Source organism: Vibrio sp. QJM3NY_35, from assembly GCF_057785915.1.
Window position 1 is genome coordinate 676,610 of record NZ_CM173507.1, and the last position, 17,669, is coordinate 694,278.

The following is a 17,669-nucleotide window of genomic DNA, read 5'->3' on the forward strand; positions in this document are numbered from 1 at the left end:
TTAAAGGTTCACCTCAATCTCTATCAATGGCTGTTAGCTGTTTGATTAGCGTATCTCACGAAGTTGGCTCTTTCTTGGGTTCAGCACGTCAGAGCAAGGTCGTTCGTGATGAATAAACTGAAGTCATTATTGTCTTGGATTAAATCAGGCTCTCCGTGGATTTGGCTTACGGGCGGTGCAGTGAGCATCAGTATGCTCTCTGTTCTTGGCCTAATGCTGTTGATTGGCTGGAAGGGTTTAACCTATTTTTGGCCCGCACATTTGTATCAATGGCAAGTCGACTCCAAAGATTTGTCGTTAGTGGTCGATCTTGACGAAACGGTATCAAAGCAAGATGTATTGATTGGTCAGTTATATGAACGTAAATACATCCCGATAGAGCAAGTTCCACAAGTACACGACCTCTTGTCGCCTCAAAATTTGTCGACGGGACTAATTCAGCGCTTAAGTATCAAAGTCGCCAACAGAGAACTGTACCCTGCGGACTTTGTTTCTATTCTGGATGTTAACTTACGAGAACCAACAACTCCGCTTGATTGGATTGTGATTGAACGAAGTCGAGGTGGTTATTTCTTTGGTAAACCGGTTGGTTTTAAAACCGCTTCTGGCACCTTTGATTCGAACATAGACCAAAAACTCGAACAAGGCTTGGCGTTCGCTGATACGTTACGTAAAGAAACGTCGCGTGTTGTGAACCAAGAAATCCGCAATATCAGTTGGCAATTGGAAAATCTGCGCTTAGAAAAACGTAAGCTTGAACTCAATGAGTCAGTGAGCGATGAATACCTTAAAACTTATACTCAAACTAAACTGGAACTAAATCGCCAGTTAGCGGAAGCAGAAGTAAAGCTTGAGCATCTTAGAACACAGCTCAATGTCGAAAGCTTGTTGGTGGAAGATATGACAGGAGAGCAGGTTGAAATTTCGCTCAGTCATATCTTGGATTATTGGTACCCGAATAATATGTCTTATCTTGAAAAGGTTGGGCATTGGGGCAAGCAAGTTTGGAAGTTTTTATCTGAAAACCCACGAGACTCAAACTCTGAAGGTGGGGTGTTTCCTGCGATCTTCGGCACTGTGTTGCTGGTTATTCTCATGTCGATCGTAGTGATGCCACTTGGTGTCGTTGCTGCTATTTATCTTCATGAATATGCAAAAAACAACGCACTGACTCGTTTGATCCGTATTGCTGTAATTAACTTAGCGGGTGTACCGTCGATTGTGTATGGCGTATTCGGCTTAGGCTTCTTCGTCTATACCATCGGTGGTTCTATCGATTCTTTGTTTTATGCAGAGCGATTGCCAGCACCGACATTTGGTACTCCAGGTCTTTTATGGTCTGCATTGACCTTGGCGGTATTAACATTGCCCGTTGTTATTGTAACAACGGAAGAGGGCTTAACGCGTATCCCTAGCTCGGTGAGGCATGGTTCATTGGCGCTTGGTGCTACTCAGTTTGAGACCCTTTGGCGTATTGTTTTACCGATGGCAAGCCCTGCGATTATCACGGGGTTGATATTGGCCATCGCGAGAGCTGCGGGGGAAGTGGCTCCATTAATGCTGGTAGGTGTTGTGAAGCTAGCATCAAGCTTACCTGTAGATGGTCAGTTCCCATATCTACACTTAGAGAGAAAGTTCATGCACTTAGGCTTTCATATCTACGATGTTGGTTTTCAAACATCTAATATCGAAGCGGCACGACCTTTAGTGTATGCGACTTCATTTTTATTGGTTACGGTGATTGTTGGGTTGAACTTAACAGCCATCAATATCCGTAATAACTTGCGTGAAAAATACCGAACCTTAGGACAAGATTAGATGTTCTCGATTAATGAAACCTTGGGTTACCAAGCACCACTTGATGTTCACAATCTGAAGGATGAGCAAATTGCTATCTCGATTGAAGGGCTAAATCTTTACTATAAAGAGAGCCAAGCACTTGATGATATCTCGATGCAGATCCCGAAGGGGCAGGTAACGGCGTTTATCGGCCCTTCTGGCTGTGGTAAGTCGACTCTGCTGCGCTGTATTAATCGCATGAACGATCTTGTTGAAGGCTGTAAGGTTTCCGGCAAAGTGAAGCTTCATGGCAAGAATGTCTATCACCCTAAGGTAGATGTCGCGACCTTACGACGCCGTGTTGGTATGGTATTCCAGCGTCCTAATCCTTTTCCTAAATCTATCTATGAGAATGTGGTTTACGGCTTGAGGCTGCAAGGTGTTAGCAACAGCCGAGACCTTGATGATGCGGTTGAACGCTCTCTGCGCGCTGCTGCATTATGGGATGAAGTGAAGGACCGTTTGCATGAGAACGCCTTTGGTTTATCGGGTGGTCAACAGCAGCGTTTGGTTATCGCTCGTGCGGTTGCGATTGAACCTGAAGTGCTGTTGTTAGATGAGCCGACATCGGCACTGGATCCTATTTCTACTTTGACGATTGAAGAGTTGATCAACGATCTCAAAACCCAATACACAGTGGTGATTGTTACTCATAACATGCAGCAGGCAGCTCGCGTGAGTGACCATACTGCCTTTATTCATATGGGAAAATTGATCGAGTACTCAGATACGGACTCAATTTTTACGTCTCCATTGAAAAACCAGACAGAAGACTACATTACTGGTAGATATGGTTAACCTCTCCAAAGGTGTCATATAGAGCTAAGTCACTCTACAAAAATGGCTTTCTTCATTTCTTTCAAGGAGCAAGTATGCATTTCGGTCGCCACATTTCAGGGCAATTCAATGTCGAGTTAGAATCGATCCGTACTCATGTATTGACCATGGGCGGGTTAGTGGAGCAGCAACTCTCGTTTGCAATGCAGGCGCTTCATAAAGACGATGTTGAACTGGCTAAAAAAGTGATTCGTGATGACCATAAAGTGAATGCGATGGAAGTGTCGATTGATGAGGCGTGTACTCGAATCATTGCAAAGCGTCAGCCGACAGCGAAGGATCTGCGCTTGATTATGGCGATCATCAAAACGATTACCGATCTGGAACGTATTGGCGATGTTGCTTCTAAAATTGCGCAAGGTGCTATTGAGATCCCTTCTACGAAAGAGCAAAAGTTTCACGTCTCGTTAGAGCCATTGTGTCGTCAGGCAATTACTATGTTGCATCAAGTATTAGATGCTTTTGCTCGTATGGATGTCGATGCGGCGGCAGAAGTACATAAACTTGACGATAAGCTGGATGCGGAATATGAAGCTGTGATTCGTCAGTTGATGACGTACATGATGGAGGATCCTAAGAACATCCCCAATATTCTACAAGTGATGTGGTCAGCCCGTGCGATTGAGCGAGTGGGAGATCGTTGTCAAAATATCTGTGAATACATTATTTATTTTGTGAAGGGTAAAGATGTACGCCACCTTGGTGATCAAAGCTTAGATGACGCACTGAAGTAGGTATTAACTTTAGAATCGAATAATTGCACCAAGGTTAAGGTTGATTGTTGTGTCGTAAGGCTCGAAGGTCTTATTGTGATCAAAAATATTCATATCAACACCAGCACGTAGCCCAAGCATTGGTGTCGCTTGGTACACGTAGGCACCGCCTAGGCTTAAACCATGTGCAGTCTTCTCTTCAACTTCGCCTGAGCGCGTTTTTGTACCGTCATAACTCGCTACACCAATCTCCGCCTGAAAGCCGTGGTTTTGGTTTCTTCCAAACATGTTCTGGATACCAACGCGATACGCATCAACCGTTTCATCATATCGATCGCTGTCATACCATAGGTGAGAATAGCTCAGGTAAACTGCGCCTAGATTTGCCACATCAGTAATACCTGCTTGCATTCCAAAACCATGATAAGAACCAATCTTTAGTTCAGGAGATAAGTGAAGACCACTTGCTGAAACGGAAGTAGAAAGGACGGTAATTAAAAGCAGGGGAGACTTTATCTTCATAAAAATACCTAGAGAAATTAGCCGTCCTTGGCTGCAATGAATTTTGATTTGAATAGATTGGCTTTAGAACTTTCGCTCGAAGGCGGTCAAAGCCTGGATAAGGTGTTAAACCAAGGAAATGATTGATCATAAAAAGCCAGCGTAGACGCTAGCTTTTTCTATTAATTAGAAACGGTAACCGACAGTCCATGAGAATGTGTCGTAATCTACGTCATCGTAACTCGCGAATTCAAAGCGCATGTCAGTGTATAGGTTTTGTCCGAATTCAGCTCGACCACCTAAATCAATAACAAAGCTGGTATCGTTGTATTATTCAGTCCACTTGTGATCAACGATGCTAATTGAATTATCTTCGCTTTGACGTGCTAGGCCCAGAACACCATAAGGTTTTAAAGAGAAGCCATCCAATTTAAATTTATAACCGATGTCAGCATCAACTTGGAACTTGTAACCATCGATCTCAGCTTTTATGCCTTCAACGTTTTCGTCGTCACTATTCGTTGCGTAAGAAACGTTGATACCTACGATACGGTTAAATTCATAACCATATTCAAGTTTGATACCGTTACCCCAATCAACTGTGTCATCTGTTAGCCAATCGTTTACTTGAGTTTGGTTGTAACCGATACCCACACGGTGTTGGCTGTCAAAGTTGTTTGCAAGAACAGGAACAGAAAGTAGTGAAGCTGAAATTAGGGTAGTAAGTGCAATTTTCATATTAGTCTCTATCTAGGGTTAACTTAACTGCACGATCCTTCGTAGTTCAGTATCCGTTTTGATAGGGCTAATATTAAACAGTGTTTTATTTTTAGGCTAAGTAGGTATTGGCATCTCTATAATAAGCATTACTTATTAATCTGAGTGGATAGTGCTTTTTGTATTAACTCAAATAGCCAATTGGTAGTAGGGGAGTTTCTGTTTTTAGTATGTAAGTGGCAGTAAACAGGAGTTTTGGGAGGCTCGCCATCTATCACAACATCGATTCCGCGTAGGCTTGGGTAATTATCAACGAGGAAAAGATTCGAATGTGGCATGTACATATCTGTATGTTGAATGACATCAATGACCGCCATAATTAGCTCACTACGGAAACCAACCTTATGCTCAATAGAAAGCTCAGTTAGGATATTCGATGCCAAACTATAGTTGTCGTTCCAACCTGGTGTGACTAATGAAGCGATATCGTACCCCGCCACATCATAAGGTGTAACGATTTCTTGCTTTAAAGGGTGGTCTTTTCTTACAAAAATACGCCCTGTTAGTTCAATTAACTTCTTCGTATAAACTTCTTTATTCGTTTTGCTACCAAGGTAACTGACCCCCATCAACACCTCACCTTTCTGAATGTCAGAAACAGAAGCATTGGTCCAAGAGACTAATTCTAGATTCGCATTCGGTGCTTGCTCTCTTATCATTTTAAATAGAGAACCAGATAAACAAGATAGCATGATAGGTGATAGAGCTATTTTAAGTGTGTAGTCGATATTTTTCGGGTCGAAAGTGTTTGAGGTATTAATAGCAACAGATAGACCGTCCATGAATGGTTTGATCTTGTTGGTGAGCTGTTCTGAGAAAGCGGTTGGTTGCAAGCCTCCATGAACCTTTACGAAAAGGTCATCGTTGAAGTGGTGTCTTAGCTTTTGTAGGGCTTGGCTAACCGCTGGCTGAGAAACGAATAAACGTTCCGCAGCCTTTCTGGTGTTTTTTTCTTGATAAACAATAAGAAATGTTCGTAACAGGTTTAAATCAAGAGAACTGAATAAGTCTTTAGCCATATCTGTCCATGAAAGGTTTACTGCGTTATTAAATCTAATATACGTCAGTCAGTTAGATTAGTCAGCGTGGTTCTCTGGATTTGTGTTAGTGGCTACCCCTAGGCGATAAGGGCGGCTCTCACATCAGATATCTTACTCGCATCTGTCACTGGGATCTGATAATCATCAATATTATCACTGCCCATTTGAGCACTTGAGTTGTTTTCCATTAGGCTCGATCTTGTTGATTTACCTGAAAGGTGAAGAGCAGGTACTTGGGTTGCGCTTTGAATCATTTTGGCATTTGCAGCGTTAACACCAGCCCCCGCCATGATATCAATTCGTCCATCGGCTTGTTTGACCATTGCTGCCAATACATCGATGCCTTGCTCAGCTTTAACAGCAAGCCCTGATGTCAGGACTCTTTCGCATCCAAGTGTAATGATCTGCTCTAATGCTGCTTGGAAATCAGAGCTTTGATCGATGGCTCTGTGGAAGGTAACCCCAAGCTTTAACGAGTGCGCTTTTTCAGCCAGTTGCTGCATTTTTGGCATATCAATGCTTCCGTTCGGCGCTAACACACCAAGTACGACCCCATCCAATCCTGCATTTGCACAAGCTTCAATATCTTCAAGCATACAGAGCATATCGTCATTATCGAAAATGAAGTCGCCCTGTCTTGGTCGTATCATAGCGTAGACAGGAACGGACGAAATTTTTGCCGCTTGCTTCATCATACCGAAGCTAGGAGTTAATCCGCCAAGTGCTAGTGAGGAGCAAAGCTCAATTCGATTTGCGCCGCCAGACAGCGCGTTGTGTAGAGATTCTAAGTTATCGATACAGACTTCAATTTCGGTGTTCATCGTGTTTATCCGTTCAAAAAGATACTGACGAAATAATAGCAATCTAGGTGTGATTCTGAATAGATGGGGATAAGGGAAAATAGAGGTAAAGTTTAGGTTTAGAACTACCTCAATTATCTATTACAAGAGGCAGACTAGGGTGGCGGCGAGGAGGGGAAAACAAAAAGCCCGAAGCGTTAACTTCGGGCTTTTAATAGGACTTTACTTCTTAACTGATTGGCGGTGCGCTTTGCGCTATTAGCTTATGCTTTATGTCTCTTTATAGAGAGTCTTCCAACCATTAACCCGCGTTGAGTTCGGGCTTAAGAGGTAATTACTTGCTTAGGTCGTCAGCGTGCTCAGATAGGAATGCTGCAACACCTTGTGGAGATGCGTCCATACCTGATTTACCTTCTTCCCATTGTGCAGGACAAACTTCACCGTTCTTCTCGTGGAAGTTTAGTGCGTCTACCATGCGTAGCATTTCGTCGATGTTACGACCTAGTGGAAGATCGTTAACTACTTGGTGACGTACAAGACCGTCAGCGTCGATTAGGAAAGAACCACGGAAAGCAACGCCTGCTTCTGGGTGCTCAACATCGTATGCTTTGCAGATCTCGTGCTTAACGTCAGCAACTAGAGGGTATTTAACTTGACCGATACCGCCATCAGCGATAGCAGTGTTACGCCATGCGTTGTGAGAGAATTGAGAATCGATTGAAACACCGATTACTTCAACGCCTTTAGCTTGGAAATCTTCTAGACGGTTGTCGAAAGCGATTAGCTCTGAAGGACAAACGAAAGTGAAGTCTAGTGGGTAGAAGAAAACTACAGCTTTCTTACCTTTAGTGAATTCTGCGAAGTTGAAGTTATCAACGATCTCACCGTTACCTAGAACAGCTGCTGCAGTAAAGTCAGGGGCTTGACGACCTACTAGTACCATTTTGGAATCTCCTAAAAAATTAGTTGGCCCAACACATCTTTGTTTGGGCTCCGTTTCTACGGGACAAACTATAGTACAATCGGTACTATAGAAAAAAGCGAATTAAATAGATTAAGTTAATCGAAAAAAGCGATAAGCTTATTCTTTGTCCTGTCCTTAGGTCTTATGACCTTTACGTAACTTATCCTACTCATATTACAAAGTAATTTCATGAATAAATGGCCAAGTCTTAAGCAACTTCACTATCTTGTTACTCTTCACGAAACTCGTCATTTCAGTGATGCCGCAGATCGCTGCTTCGTCAGTCAATCTACGCTAAGTAAAGGCATTCAAAATCTGGAAGAACTCATCGGTTGCCCGCTTTATGAGAAGAAAGATAAAAAGAGCCCGCTGGTTTTCACGCAAGCCGGTGAGCTGGTGGTAAAGCACGGTCGAGAGCTACTAGCGAAAGGACAAGATCTCGTAGAGCTTGGAAATCTATGTAACGGCGATGCGATGCAAGGGCAATTGCGAGTTGGGTGTATCCCTACCATTGCTCCTTTTCTTTTGTGCGATTTGGTACAAGAGGCCAACCAACGCTTTCCTCAGCTTAATTTATTGTTACGTGAAGATACAACAACCAACCTATTGGCTGCGCTGCGACATGGAGACCTAGATGTACTGATTCTGGCTTTGCCTGTCGATATCGACAATATGGAGAGCAAAGTTGTTGGGCAAGACCCTTTCCGGATGGTGATCAGTCGTAATCAAGCTGATGGTATCCGTGTTCCGATTAAATACGATGATCTGCCAGACGAATCTGTATTCTTGTTGGAGAACGAACACTGCTTAACAGAGCATGCAGTGTCGGCTTGTAAGTTAACCGACAAAGAGAAGATAAATCCGTTCACCGCCACAAGCCTCCACACATTGGTGCAAATGGTCGCCAATGGCTTAGGAACCACCTTTATTCCTCAGATGGCGATCGACCATGGTTTACTGGAAAACCAAAATCTCGTTGTGATCGATCCTCCTGGTCAACAAGCATACCGAGATATTGGCCTTGTCTGGCGACCAAGCTCATCTCGTCTAGAGACATTCCATCAATTAGCGGATGTGGTGTCTGAGCTTTTATAATAACTCGCTTCGACAACAATCCCTCTGAGCGGCTGAATTGGCCGCTCTTCTTTATATCACTTCCGAGCGTTACTCTACTTCCGCTTCTTCTGGCTCGACTTCTTCTTGCAGCTCCAACAAATTGATCGCTATCGTGACAAAATCGCTGTCTGTAATAATGCCTACTAGTTCGTGGTTTTCTACGACAGGTAAACAGCCCACTTTATGTTTCTGCATATAGATAGCCGATTCTTTTAATCCTGCACGTGGCTCTACCGACATAACACTTTTGTGCATGATGTCGTTGAGGGGAGTCGCAAGAGTAAAAGATTGAGCTTGTGGGATGTTTTGTAGGCTGGATTCTTGAGCGGCGAGAACGTCTCGTTGTGTGACGACACCTAGTAGATGCCTATCGGAATCAACGACCGGAATATGGCGGATATCAAGCGCTTCCATCATGTGCTTAGCATCGGCCAGTGAGTGTGAGCGCAATAGGGTATGAGGGTTGCGAGTCATCATATCTTCAACCTTGATCATACGAACCTCCTTCTTTTTTATTTGTTGCTATTACTATAGTTTTTTATCCAAAAAATAACTGAGATCTGACGCATTCTTGGGTGAGTTTTATGCAACTAATTCTTTAGCTTGAGGAGGTGAATCAGTCGCATTATTTTACGCCTCTTTACAATAATCCAGTGCTGTAAACCTTGCTATTGCGGCTCGTGTGCCTATACTAGCCCACTGCGAAATTTTTAGTCGTGTTTGCGATGTGTTTCTGGTAACGATTGACTTACCGTAACGATTATCCAGCAACTACGATTTATGATTCGTCAACGGCACAAATCTCATCAACTAAGACAAGACTAGACACATGCAAGTTTCAGATTTTCACTTTGACCTACCAGATGAACTCATTGCTCGCTACCCTCAAGAGGAGCGTACAGCAAGCCGCCTGCTTAAATTAGATGGCAACAGCGGTAACCTAGCTGATGGTTCGTTTAAAGACGTTTTAGACTTGGTTGAGCCAGGCGATCTTGTTGTTTTCAATAACACTCGAGTGATTCCAGCTCGTGTATTTGGTCGCAAGGCATCAGGCGGTAAGCTTGAAGTGCTGGTTGAACGTATGCTTGATGAGAAAAGCATTCTTGCGCATGTTCGTTGTTCTAAATCACCGAAGCCGGGTACCAAGTTGTTCCTTGGTGAGAACGATGAATATGAAGCTGAAATGGTGGCGCGTCACGATGCGTTATTCGAAATCCATTTCACATCCGATCAAAGCGTTTTAGAGATTCTTAACAGTGTGGGTCACATGCCACTGCCTCCTTACATCGATCGTCCTGATGAAGATGCAGATAAAGAGCGCTACCAGACTGTCTATAATGAAAAGCCAGGTGCGGTTGCAGCGCCAACAGCAGGCCTTCACTTTGATGATAAGCTAATGACTGACATGAAAGAAAAAGGTATTGAGTTTGCTTACGTGACGCTTCATGTTGGTGCTGGTACGTTCCAGCCAGTAAAAGTTGATAATATTAACGATCACCACATGCATGCTGAGTACGTTGAAGTGCCGCAAGAAGTGGTTGACGCCGTAGCTGCAGCAAAAGCCCGTGGCGGCCGTATTATTGCTGTTGGTACAACATCAGTACGCTCACTAGAAAGTGCAGCTCAAGATGCATTGAAGAAAGGCACTGAGCTCGTTCCTTTCTTTGGTGATACAGAAATCTTCATCTTCCCTGGCTATGAATACCAGTTGGTGGATTGCTTGATTACCAACTTCCACTTGCCAGAATCAACACTGATTATGTTGGTGAGTGCATTTGCTGGCTACGACAATGTGATGGGCGCATACGATCACGCAGTGAAGAGCGAATATCGTTTCTTCAGCTACGGCGATGCTATGTTCATAAATAAGAAAACGAGCTAATTTAAGCTGGTTTAAGCGATACAAAAATTTACGGGTGCTAGCAGTAAGCTAGGAGTCGGGCAGGGTGTCTGTCTAATCTCTCGCAAGGAATACGCGACCGCTCCTCATGGAACCCACTAGACTGAACTTTTGTTTGGTCTAAGGTTCTGAATTAACAGTCAGATTGTTTCTCTGGCATATTGGAGGCTTCGTGAAATTAAAATACGAACTTAAAAAAACTAATAGCGGCGCACGTCGTGGTCAACTTCAGTTTGAACGCGGTACCGTTGAAACCCCAGCATTCATGCCTGTAGGTACTTACGGTACTGTTAAAGGTATGACACCTGAAGAAGTAAAAGACACAGGTGCTGAAATCCTATTAGGTAACACATTCCACCTATGGCTACGTCCTGGTCAAGAAATCATGAAGATGCACGGTGACTTGCACGATTTCATGAACTGGCACGGTCCTATCCTGACTGATTCAGGCGGCTTTCAAGTATTCAGCCTAGGTGCAATGCGTAAGATCACTGAAGAGGGCGTTCACTTCCGTAACCCTGTAAACGGTGACAAGATCTTCATGGACGCAGAGAAGTCTATGGAAATCCAAAAAGACTTAGGTTCAGACATCGTAATGATCTTTGACGAGTGTACGCCTTACCCAGCGACACACAAAGAAGCAAAAGACTCAATGGAGATGTCTCTTCGTTGGGCTGAACGTTCACGTAACCACTTCGACAAACTTGAAAACCCGAACTCACTGTTCGGTATCGTTCAAGGTGGCGTGTACGAAGACCTTCGTGATGTATCCGTTAAAGGCCTAACTGAAATTGGTTTTGACGGTTACGCAGTAGGCGGCCTAGCAGTAGGCGAACCAAAAGAAGACATGCACCGTATTCTTGAGCACACATGTCCTCAACTGCCAGAAGATAAGCCACGTTACCTAATGGGCGTAGGCAAACCTGAAGACTTAGTTGAAGGTGTTCGTCGCGGTATCGACATGTTTGACTGTGTAATGCCAACGCGAAATGCACGTAACGGCCACCTGTTTGTGACTGAAGGTGTGATCAAGATCCGTAATGCGAAGCATAAAACCGATACAACACCACTAGATTCAGAGTGTGACTGTTACACTTGTAAGAACTACAGCAAGTCGTACTTACACCATTTGGATCGTTGTAACGAAATCCTAGGTGCTCGACTGAACACGATTCATAACCTGCGTTTCTACCAACGAGTAATGTCAGACATTCGTCAGTCTATCGATGAAGACCGCTTTGAAGAGTTCGTTGCAGAGTTCTACGCAAGAATGGGACGTGAAGTGCCACCACTAGGTAAAGAATCTTAGTATTTCTTTTTTTGCGAGCCCTGTCTCTCTTCGGAGGGATGGGGCTTGAAAATAAAGGGATGCAACCCAATTAGACAAACAATTACGAAAATATAAATAGAGGATGTTTTAAATGTTTATTTCTCAAGCTCACGCAGCAGCAGAAGGTGCACCAGCAGGCGGCGGTTTCGAAATGCTTATCATGCTAGGTATGTTCGCTGTGATCTTCTACTTCATGATCTACCGTCCACAAGCTAAGCGTGTTAAAGAGCACAAGAACCTTATGTCTTCTATGGGCAAAGGCGATGAAGTTCTTACAAGCGGCGGCCTAATCGGCAAGATCACTAAGATTGCTGAAGACAGCGACTACGTTGCTATCGAACTGAACGCAAACAACGAAGTAGTTATCAAGAAAGACTTCGTTACAGCAGTGCTACCAAAAGGTACTCTGAAATCTCTATAAACAGCTAGAGGATCCTCGCTGTGCTAAACCGTTACCCGTTATGGAAGTATTTGATGGTGGTGTTTGCCATCGCTATCGCTGCGTTGTACGCACTTCCAAATATATACGGTGAAGATCCGGCAGTTCAAGTTACAGGGGCGCGCGGCGCCTCTGTAGATATGTCTACGCTGGATGCTGTCACCAATGCTCTTGAAGCAGAAAACCTTTCTACTAAATCCGTTGCTCTAGAAAACGGTTCCATTCTTGTTCGCTTTAACGATACAGACTCTCAAATTAGTGCCCGTGATGTTATCACTGAAGCATTAGATGAAGACGTTATCGTTGCATTAAACTTAGCGGCTTCAACTCCTGATTGGCTTGAATCTATTGGTGCTGCACCAATGAAGCTTGGTCTTGACCTGCGTGGTGGTGTTCACTTCTTAATGGAAGTGGATATGGACGCTGCAATGGAAAAGCTCGTTGGCCAACAAGAAGAAGCGTTCCGTAGTGAACTTCGTGAAGAGAAGATCCGTTACCGTGCAATTCGCCCGTCAGGCAAAGATGCGGTTGAAGTGATTCTACGTAACGAAGAGCAGCTTGCTGAAGCGAAATCGCTACTGCAATCTAAGCACCAAGACATGACATTCGTAGACTCTGACTCGAATGGTCGTTTTTCTTTGATTGCTAACTTCACTGAAGCTCGTCTTCAAGAAATCCGCAACTATGCGGTTGAGCAAAACATTACTATTCTACGTAATCGTGTGAACGAACTTGGTGTTGCTGAGCCTTTGGTTCAACGTCAAGGCGCTAGCCGTATTGTTGTGGAATTGCCTGGTGTTCAAGACACGGCTCGTGCTAAAGAGATTCTTGGCGCGACGGCGACACTTGAGTTCCGTGAAGTTGATAGCAGTGCTGATTTAGCCGCTGCGGCTTCTGGTCGTGCCCCTGCGGGTAGCGAAATCAAGCAAGATCGTGATGGTCGCCCTGTGGTACTTAAGAAGCGCGTTATCCTAGGCGGTTCAAGTATTACTGATGCAAGCTCAAGTGTTGATGAATATGGTCGTCCTCAAGTTAACATCTCGCTAGATAGCGAAGGTGGTAGCAAGATGTCTGCGTTCTCTCGTCAAAATATCGGTAAGCTAATGGCGACGGTATTTGCTGAGTACAAAGACAGCGGTCGTAAAACACCTGAAGGCCGAGTGATCTTAAGTAAGCATGAAGAAGTAATTAACCAAGCAACGATTCAATCTGCGCTAGGTCGTAACTTCCGTATTACTGGTATCGATTCAACGGCTGAAGCTCATAACTTGGCACTTCTACTTCGTGCTGGTGCTCTAATTGCACCTATCTCGATTGTAGAAGAACGTACGATTGGTCCATCAATGGGTCAGCAAAACATCGATATGGGTATCATGGCGATGGTTTGGGGTATGGCTGCAGTAATGCTATTTACGCTGCTTTACTACCGTAGCTTTGGTTTGATTGCGAACGTTGCGCTAATGGCGAACTTGGTGTTGATTATCGGTGTTATGTCGATGATTCCAGGGGCTACCATGACCCTGCCAGGTATAGCCGGTATTGTATTAACAGTCGGTATGGCGGTTGATGCGAACGTTCTGATCTTTGAGCGTATACGTGAAGAACTTCGAGATGGACGCAGTCCACAACAAGCGATTCACCAAGGTTACGCGAACGCATTCAGCACAATCGCCGATGCCAACATCACCACACTACTAACAGCAATCATTCTATTTGCGGTCGGTACTGGTGCGATTAAAGGCTTCGCGGTGACGCTGTCTATCGGTATCTTGACTTCAATGTTTACAGCTATTGTCGGAACACGTTGTATCGTGAACCTGATGTATGGCGGCAAACGCGTTAAAAAACTGTCGATCTAAGGCTAGGAATTAATATGTTTCAGATTCTAAAAGCAGACAAAATGATCGACTTTATGCGTTGGTCAAAGGTTGCCTTTGTTTTTTCTATCTTGATGATTGGTACTGCTATCTTTACCTTAACAACGAAATCGTTGAACTGGGGTCTAGATTTTACAGGCGGTACTCTGATTGAAGTTGGTTTTGAACAACCGGCACACCTTCCTGATATCCGTAGTGCACTAGAAGCCGAAGGCTTTGGTGATGCAACGGTACAGAACTTTGGTTCAGCTCGTGATGTAATGGTTCGTCTACGTCCTCGTGACGGTGTTGCTGGCGAAACTCTTGGTAACCAAATCCTTTCAGCTATCGAGAAAGGCACGGGTGAACAAGTTGAAATGCGTCGTATCGAGTTCGTTGGCCCTAACGTGGGTGACGAATTAACAGAAGCTGGTGGCCTTGCTATCCTAGTTTCTCTTATCTGTATCCTGATCTACGTATCAGTGCGATTTGAATGGCGTTTGGCTGCAGGTGCTGTATTAGCACTGGCGCACGACGTTATCATCACACTGGGTGTGTTCTCTCTAATGCAAATTGAGGTAGACCTTACCATCGTAGCAGCCTTGCTAACGGTTGTCGGTTACTCCCTCAACGATACCATCGTTGTATTTGACCGTATTCGTGAGAACTTCCGTAAGATGCGCAAGGGTGAAGCACCTGAAGTACTGAATAGCTCAATCACACAAACATTGAGCCGTACATTGATCACTTCTGGTACCACGTTATTCGTAGTTATCGCACTGTTTGTTCAGGGCGGCGCTATGATTCACGGCTTCGCGACTGCACTTCTATTGGGTATTACGGTTGGTACTTACTCTTCTATCTACGTTGCATCTGCACTAGCTATGAAGTTGGGTATTACGCGTGAACACCTAATGCCACCACAAGTGGACAAAGAAGGTGAAGAGTTTGACGAGATGCCTTAGGCCTTGGCTTAATACGTTTCGCTAAACCAAAAAAGCCGCTAGGCAACTAGCGGTTTTTTTACGTCTGTATCTTGTCGATAAGCTCAACACAATTTATTGGCGAATTGAGTTGCGCATACTGTTAAGAGTCATATCTCGTATCTCTCAAATCGCAGATACAAAAAAGCCTCGCTATATAGCGAGGCTTTGGAATTTCTATGCGCCCTTGAAACAGGGAGCGTTAACGTAAGGTCTGAATTACTTCAGCATACCTTCGTTAGCGTTCTCACGAACGTGCTTAAGAATAGACTTAACACCACGTGCGCTTGAAGCAACAACATTACCAGAAGTCATGTAATCAGTACCGCCAGCAAAGTCAGTCATGATAGCACCAGCTTCACGAGCGATTAGATCGCCAGCTGCTAGATCCCATGGCTTAAGGCCAAGCTCTAGGTAACCATCAACACGGCCAGCTGCTAGGTAACATAGGTCAAGAGCAGGAGAACCTGTACGACGGAAATCAGCACAGTCGATGAATAGACCAGAGATGATCTTCATGAAAGATTCAGAGTGTTGTTTTTGCTTGAATGGGAAACCAGTCGCTAGAACAGTACCTTGAAGGTCTTTTAGTTGAGTAACACGCATACGAGCGTTGTTAAGTTGAGCGCCAGCGCCACGTTGAGCTGTGAATAGCTCGTTTAGCATTGGGTCATAAACACAAGCAACTTCTGTACGACCGTTCATGCGAACAGCGATAGATACAGAGAAGTGAGGGAAACCTTTTACAAAGTTGTTGGTGCCATCTAGTGGGTCAACGATCCATTGTACATCAGAGTCTTTACCTTCAGTCAGGCCTTTCTCTTCAGAAATAATGCTGTGCTCTGGGTAAGATGCTTTGATTGTCTCAATGATCATGTACTCAGCTTCTTGAGCAATGTTAGTAACGTAATCGTTGTTACCTTTTAGAGACGATTCGATCTTATCAGTTGTTTCTAGAGATTTAGCAATATGGTTGCCAGCTTTACGCGCAGCGCGTATCGCAATGTTTAGCATTGGATGCATATGGTTTTTCCCACAAGATGTTAAAGAACAATTTAAAGCGGCGGCGAGTATACCAAAGTTTTACCAAAATGGAAGTGGTTATTTTTTGAACTCTTGGTTTCACATTACGCGAAGGGTCTGACCATTTTACTTTGCTATGTGTTAATATCTCGCGATTATTTTTAAAGTGGTGTCATATAGCATGTTAGACAATGTAAAAGTCGTTCTGGTTGGTACGTCTCATTCGGGAAATATCGGATCAGCAGCTCGCGCAATGAAAGTGATGGGTTTGAGTCAATTAGTTCTTGTAGACCCTCAATGTGAAGTTGACGAGCAGACCTTAGCACTGGCTGCGGGTGCAGGTGACATCGCAGAAAACGCGACCATCGTTTCTACATTAGACGAAGCCGTAAAAGACTGTGGTTTGGTGGTTGGTTCGAGTGCACGTTCACGTACGCTTGAATGGCCAATGCTTGAGCCTCGTGAGTGTGGACAAAAGTTTGCGATTGAAGGCCAAAAGCACCCAGTCGCATTAGTGTTCGGCCGTGAACGTACTGGCTTGACTAACGATGAGCTTCAGAAGTGCCACTTCCATGTATGTATCCCAGCTAACCCTGAATACAGCTCGCTAAACCTAGCAATGGCAGTGCAGACTCTGAGCTACGAAGTGCGTGTAGCTCACCTTGATATGGTCGCTAGCCAATATCAGCCACAGCAACAAGATGAGTACCCTCGTCACGAAGAACTAGAAATGTTCTATGAGCACCTTGAAAAAGTGATCATTGATACCCAATTTATCTCTAAGGATAAGCCGGGTCAGGTGATGAATAAACTACGTCGTCTGTTCAGTCGAGCTCGTCCAGAGTTGCAAGAGATCAACACGCTTCGCGGCATTTTGACTTCAATTGAGAAGAGCAAAAGCGACAAATAAAGCCCATGCAAACAATAAGGGTGAATACCTGACTAAAATAGTCAACTAAATACTTGACCAATTTAGTCAGGTATGGGAAGATTCCAACCACATAAACAATGTGGATACGGTGTGATATGAAACTTACATCTAAAGGAAGATATGCGGTAACAGCTATGCTAGATGTAGCACTGCATTCGCAAAAAAGCCCAGTTCCTCTGGCTGATATTTCAGAGCGACAAGGCATCTCGTTATCTTACTTAGAACAGCTATTTTCTAAGTTACGTAAAGCTGGCTTAGTTGCTAGTGTTCGTGGTCCTGGCGGTGGTTACCGTTTAGGTGCTGAAGCGAGCGACATCGCTGTCGGAACTGTAATTGCTGCAGTAGACGAATCAGTGGATGCAACTAAGTGTCACGGTCGAGCAGATTGCCAAGGTGGCAGTCGTTGTTTAACTCACACCCTATGGCGTGATTTAAGCTCCCGAATCAGCAGCTTCTTAAACGACATTACGCTCGGTGAGCTAATGAAAGATAACGAAGTTTTAGAGATTTCTGATCGTCAAGATATCGATCTTGCGGTTAATAATGGTTTTGCACATAAAAATACGAGCACTACAACGATTAGTGCAGCACCTCACGGTGTTAATGCCCGCTCTTAGCGG

General features: G+C 44.2%; 18 protein-coding genes. 11 read left to right on the forward strand and 7 right to left on the reverse strand.

Features of this window, described 5'->3' with window-relative positions; translation table 11 throughout:
* Window positions 1-108: 108 nt before the first annotated feature.
* The 3 genes from pstA (at window position 109) to phoU (ending at window position 3,410) form a co-directional block, all read left to right on the forward strand.
* A complete protein-coding gene (pstA, locus tag AC3CH3_RS03020; RefSeq protein ID WP_488537705.1) occupies window positions 109-1,818 on the forward strand; it encodes a phosphate ABC transporter permease PstA in 1,710 nt (569 codons plus the stop codon).
* A complete protein-coding gene (gene pstB, locus AC3CH3_RS03025) occupies window positions 1,819-2,637 on the forward strand; it encodes a phosphate ABC transporter ATP-binding protein PstB (protein WP_009848269.1) in 819 nt (272 codons plus the stop codon).
* Between the two features lie 74 nt (window positions 2,638-2,711).
* Window positions 2,712-3,410, forward strand: coding sequence for a phosphate signaling complex protein PhoU (gene phoU / locus AC3CH3_RS03030; protein ID WP_009848270.1), 699 nt, complete (start codon window positions 2,712-2,714; stop codon window positions 3,408-3,410).
* Between the two features lie 9 nt (window positions 3,411-3,419).
* On the opposite strand, the gene AC3CH3_RS03035 is transcribed toward phoU, so the two are convergent.
* From AC3CH3_RS03035 to AC3CH3_RS03055, 5 genes are all read right to left on the reverse strand, one after another.
* Complete coding sequence (locus AC3CH3_RS03035; RefSeq protein ID WP_488537706.1) at window positions 3,420-3,911, reverse strand: hypothetical protein; 492 nt, start codon at window positions 3,909-3,911, stop codon at window positions 3,420-3,422.
* A gap of 309 nt (window positions 3,912-4,220) precedes the next feature.
* The gene (locus tag AC3CH3_RS03040; RefSeq protein WP_488537707.1) at window positions 4,221-4,628 is read right to left on the reverse strand and encodes a porin family protein; all 408 of its coding nucleotides are present in this window, start codon (window positions 4,626-4,628) and stop codon (window positions 4,221-4,223) included.
* 128 nt (window positions 4,629-4,756) lie between these two features.
* Window positions 4,757-5,686, reverse strand: a complete 930-nt coding sequence (locus AC3CH3_RS03045) for a LysR family transcriptional regulator (protein ID WP_488537708.1) — start codon at window positions 5,684-5,686, stop codon at window positions 4,757-4,759.
* Window positions 5,687-5,784: 98 nt separating this feature from the next.
* Entirely contained in the window at window positions 5,785-6,528 is a 744-nt protein-coding gene (locus AC3CH3_RS03050) for a copper homeostasis protein CutC (protein WP_019823059.1), read from the reverse strand.
* Window positions 6,529-6,841: 313 nt separating this feature from the next.
* A complete protein-coding gene (locus tag AC3CH3_RS03055; RefSeq protein WP_048658845.1) occupies window positions 6,842-7,450 on the reverse strand; it encodes a peroxiredoxin C in 609 nt (202 codons plus the stop codon).
* Window positions 7,451-7,660: 210 nt separating this feature from the next.
* Between AC3CH3_RS03055 and AC3CH3_RS03060 the strand changes: the two genes are divergently transcribed.
* The gene (locus AC3CH3_RS03060) at window positions 7,661-8,566 is read left to right on the forward strand and encodes a hydrogen peroxide-inducible genes activator (protein ID WP_488537709.1); all 906 of its coding nucleotides are present in this window, start codon (window positions 7,661-7,663) and stop codon (window positions 8,564-8,566) included.
* Window positions 8,567-8,635: 69 nt separating this feature from the next.
* Here AC3CH3_RS03060 and AC3CH3_RS03065 read toward each other — a convergent pair whose 3' ends face one another.
* Window positions 8,636-9,082 (reverse strand): CBS domain-containing protein, encoded by a 447-nt coding sequence (locus AC3CH3_RS03065; RefSeq protein WP_048615199.1) that lies wholly within the window; start codon window positions 9,080-9,082, stop codon window positions 8,636-8,638.
* A gap of 334 nt (window positions 9,083-9,416) precedes the next feature.
* Here AC3CH3_RS03065 and queA point away from each other — a divergent pair, with 334 nt between their 5' ends.
* The 5 genes from queA to secF all read left to right on the forward strand — a co-directional run bounded on the left by queA (window position 9,417) and on the right by secF (window position 15,077).
* Window positions 9,417-10,469 carry a tRNA preQ1(34) S-adenosylmethionine ribosyltransferase-isomerase QueA gene (queA, locus tag AC3CH3_RS03070; RefSeq protein WP_488537710.1) on the forward strand — a complete coding sequence of 351 codons (1,053 nt, stop codon included), beginning with the start codon at window positions 9,417-9,419 and terminating at the stop codon, window positions 10,467-10,469.
* A gap of 190 nt (window positions 10,470-10,659) precedes the next feature.
* Window positions 10,660-11,796 (forward strand): tRNA guanosine(34) transglycosylase Tgt, encoded by a 1,137-nt coding sequence (gene tgt / locus AC3CH3_RS03075; protein WP_017056177.1) that lies wholly within the window; start codon window positions 10,660-10,662, stop codon window positions 11,794-11,796.
* 112 nt (window positions 11,797-11,908) lie between these two features.
* Window positions 11,909-12,238, forward strand: a complete 330-nt coding sequence (gene yajC, locus AC3CH3_RS03080) for a preprotein translocase subunit YajC (RefSeq protein WP_010440492.1) — start codon at window positions 11,909-11,911, stop codon at window positions 12,236-12,238.
* Window positions 12,239-12,258: 20 nt separating this feature from the next.
* Window positions 12,259-14,115 (forward strand): protein translocase subunit SecD, encoded by a 1,857-nt coding sequence (gene secD / locus AC3CH3_RS03085; RefSeq protein ID WP_488537711.1) that lies wholly within the window; start codon window positions 12,259-12,261, stop codon window positions 14,113-14,115.
* Between the two features lie 14 nt (window positions 14,116-14,129).
* On the forward strand, window positions 14,130-15,077 hold the full coding sequence (gene secF / locus AC3CH3_RS03090) for a protein translocase subunit SecF (RefSeq protein ID WP_239937947.1): 948 nt from the start codon (window positions 14,130-14,132) through the stop codon (window positions 15,075-15,077).
* Between the two features lie 237 nt (window positions 15,078-15,314).
* Here secF and suhB read toward each other — a convergent pair whose 3' ends face one another.
* Window positions 15,315-16,118 carry an inositol-1-monophosphatase gene (suhB, locus tag AC3CH3_RS03095; protein WP_017062836.1) on the reverse strand — a complete coding sequence of 268 codons (804 nt, stop codon included), beginning with the start codon at window positions 16,116-16,118 and terminating at the stop codon, window positions 15,315-15,317.
* Between the two features lie 181 nt (window positions 16,119-16,299).
* Here suhB and trmJ point away from each other — a divergent pair, with 181 nt between their 5' ends.
* Entirely contained in the window at window positions 16,300-17,028 is a 729-nt protein-coding gene (gene trmJ / locus AC3CH3_RS03100) for a tRNA (cytosine(32)/uridine(32)-2'-O)-methyltransferase TrmJ (protein ID WP_019822102.1), read from the forward strand.
* A gap of 116 nt (window positions 17,029-17,144) precedes the next feature.
* Window positions 17,145-17,666, forward strand: a complete 522-nt coding sequence (gene iscR, locus AC3CH3_RS03105) for a Fe-S cluster assembly transcriptional regulator IscR (protein WP_010440512.1) — start codon at window positions 17,145-17,147, stop codon at window positions 17,664-17,666.
* Window positions 17,667-17,669 lie beyond the last annotated feature (3 nt).

What these genes read in the sequence shown, in the direction of transcription:
- pstA (WP_488537705.1), top strand. Translation starts at nt 109, where the DNA reads ATGAATAAACTGAAGTCATTATTGTCTTGGATTAAATCAGGCTCTCCG.
- pstB (WP_009848269.1), top strand. Translation starts at nt 1,819, where the DNA reads ATGTTCTCGATTAATGAAACCTTGGGTTACCAAGCACCACTTGATGTT.
- phoU (WP_009848270.1), top strand. Translation starts at nt 2,712, where the DNA reads ATGCATTTCGGTCGCCACATTTCAGGGCAATTCAATGTCGAGTTAGAA.
- AC3CH3_RS03035 (WP_488537706.1), bottom strand. Translation starts at nt 3,911, where the DNA reads ATGAAGATAAAGTCTCCCCTGCTTTTAATTACCGTCCTTTCTACTTCC.
- AC3CH3_RS03040 (WP_488537707.1), bottom strand. Translation starts at nt 4,628, where the DNA reads ATGAAAATTGCACTTACTACCCTAATTTCAGCTTCACTACTTTCTGTT.
- AC3CH3_RS03045 (WP_488537708.1), bottom strand. Translation starts at nt 5,686, where the DNA reads ATGGCTAAAGACTTATTCAGTTCTCTTGATTTAAACCTGTTACGAACA.
- AC3CH3_RS03050 (WP_019823059.1), bottom strand. Translation starts at nt 6,528, where the DNA reads ATGAACACCGAAATTGAAGTCTGTATCGATAACTTAGAATCTCTACAC.
- AC3CH3_RS03055 (WP_048658845.1), bottom strand. Translation starts at nt 7,450, where the DNA reads ATGGTACTAGTAGGTCGTCAAGCCCCTGACTTTACTGCAGCAGCTGTT.
- AC3CH3_RS03060 (WP_488537709.1), top strand. Translation starts at nt 7,661, where the DNA reads ATGAATAAATGGCCAAGTCTTAAGCAACTTCACTATCTTGTTACTCTT.
- AC3CH3_RS03065 (WP_048615199.1), bottom strand. Translation starts at nt 9,082, where the DNA reads ATGATCAAGGTTGAAGATATGATGACTCGCAACCCTCATACCCTATTG.
- queA (WP_488537710.1), top strand. Translation starts at nt 9,417, where the DNA reads ATGCAAGTTTCAGATTTTCACTTTGACCTACCAGATGAACTCATTGCT.
- yajC (WP_010440492.1), top strand. Translation starts at nt 11,909, where the DNA reads ATGTTTATTTCTCAAGCTCACGCAGCAGCAGAAGGTGCACCAGCAGGC.
- secF (WP_239937947.1), top strand. Translation starts at nt 14,130, where the DNA reads ATGTTTCAGATTCTAAAAGCAGACAAAATGATCGACTTTATGCGTTGG.
- suhB (WP_017062836.1), bottom strand. Translation starts at nt 16,118, where the DNA reads ATGCATCCAATGCTAAACATTGCGATACGCGCTGCGCGTAAAGCTGGC.
- trmJ (WP_019822102.1), top strand. Translation starts at nt 16,300, where the DNA reads ATGTTAGACAATGTAAAAGTCGTTCTGGTTGGTACGTCTCATTCGGGA.
- iscR (WP_010440512.1), top strand. Translation starts at nt 17,145, where the DNA reads ATGAAACTTACATCTAAAGGAAGATATGCGGTAACAGCTATGCTAGAT.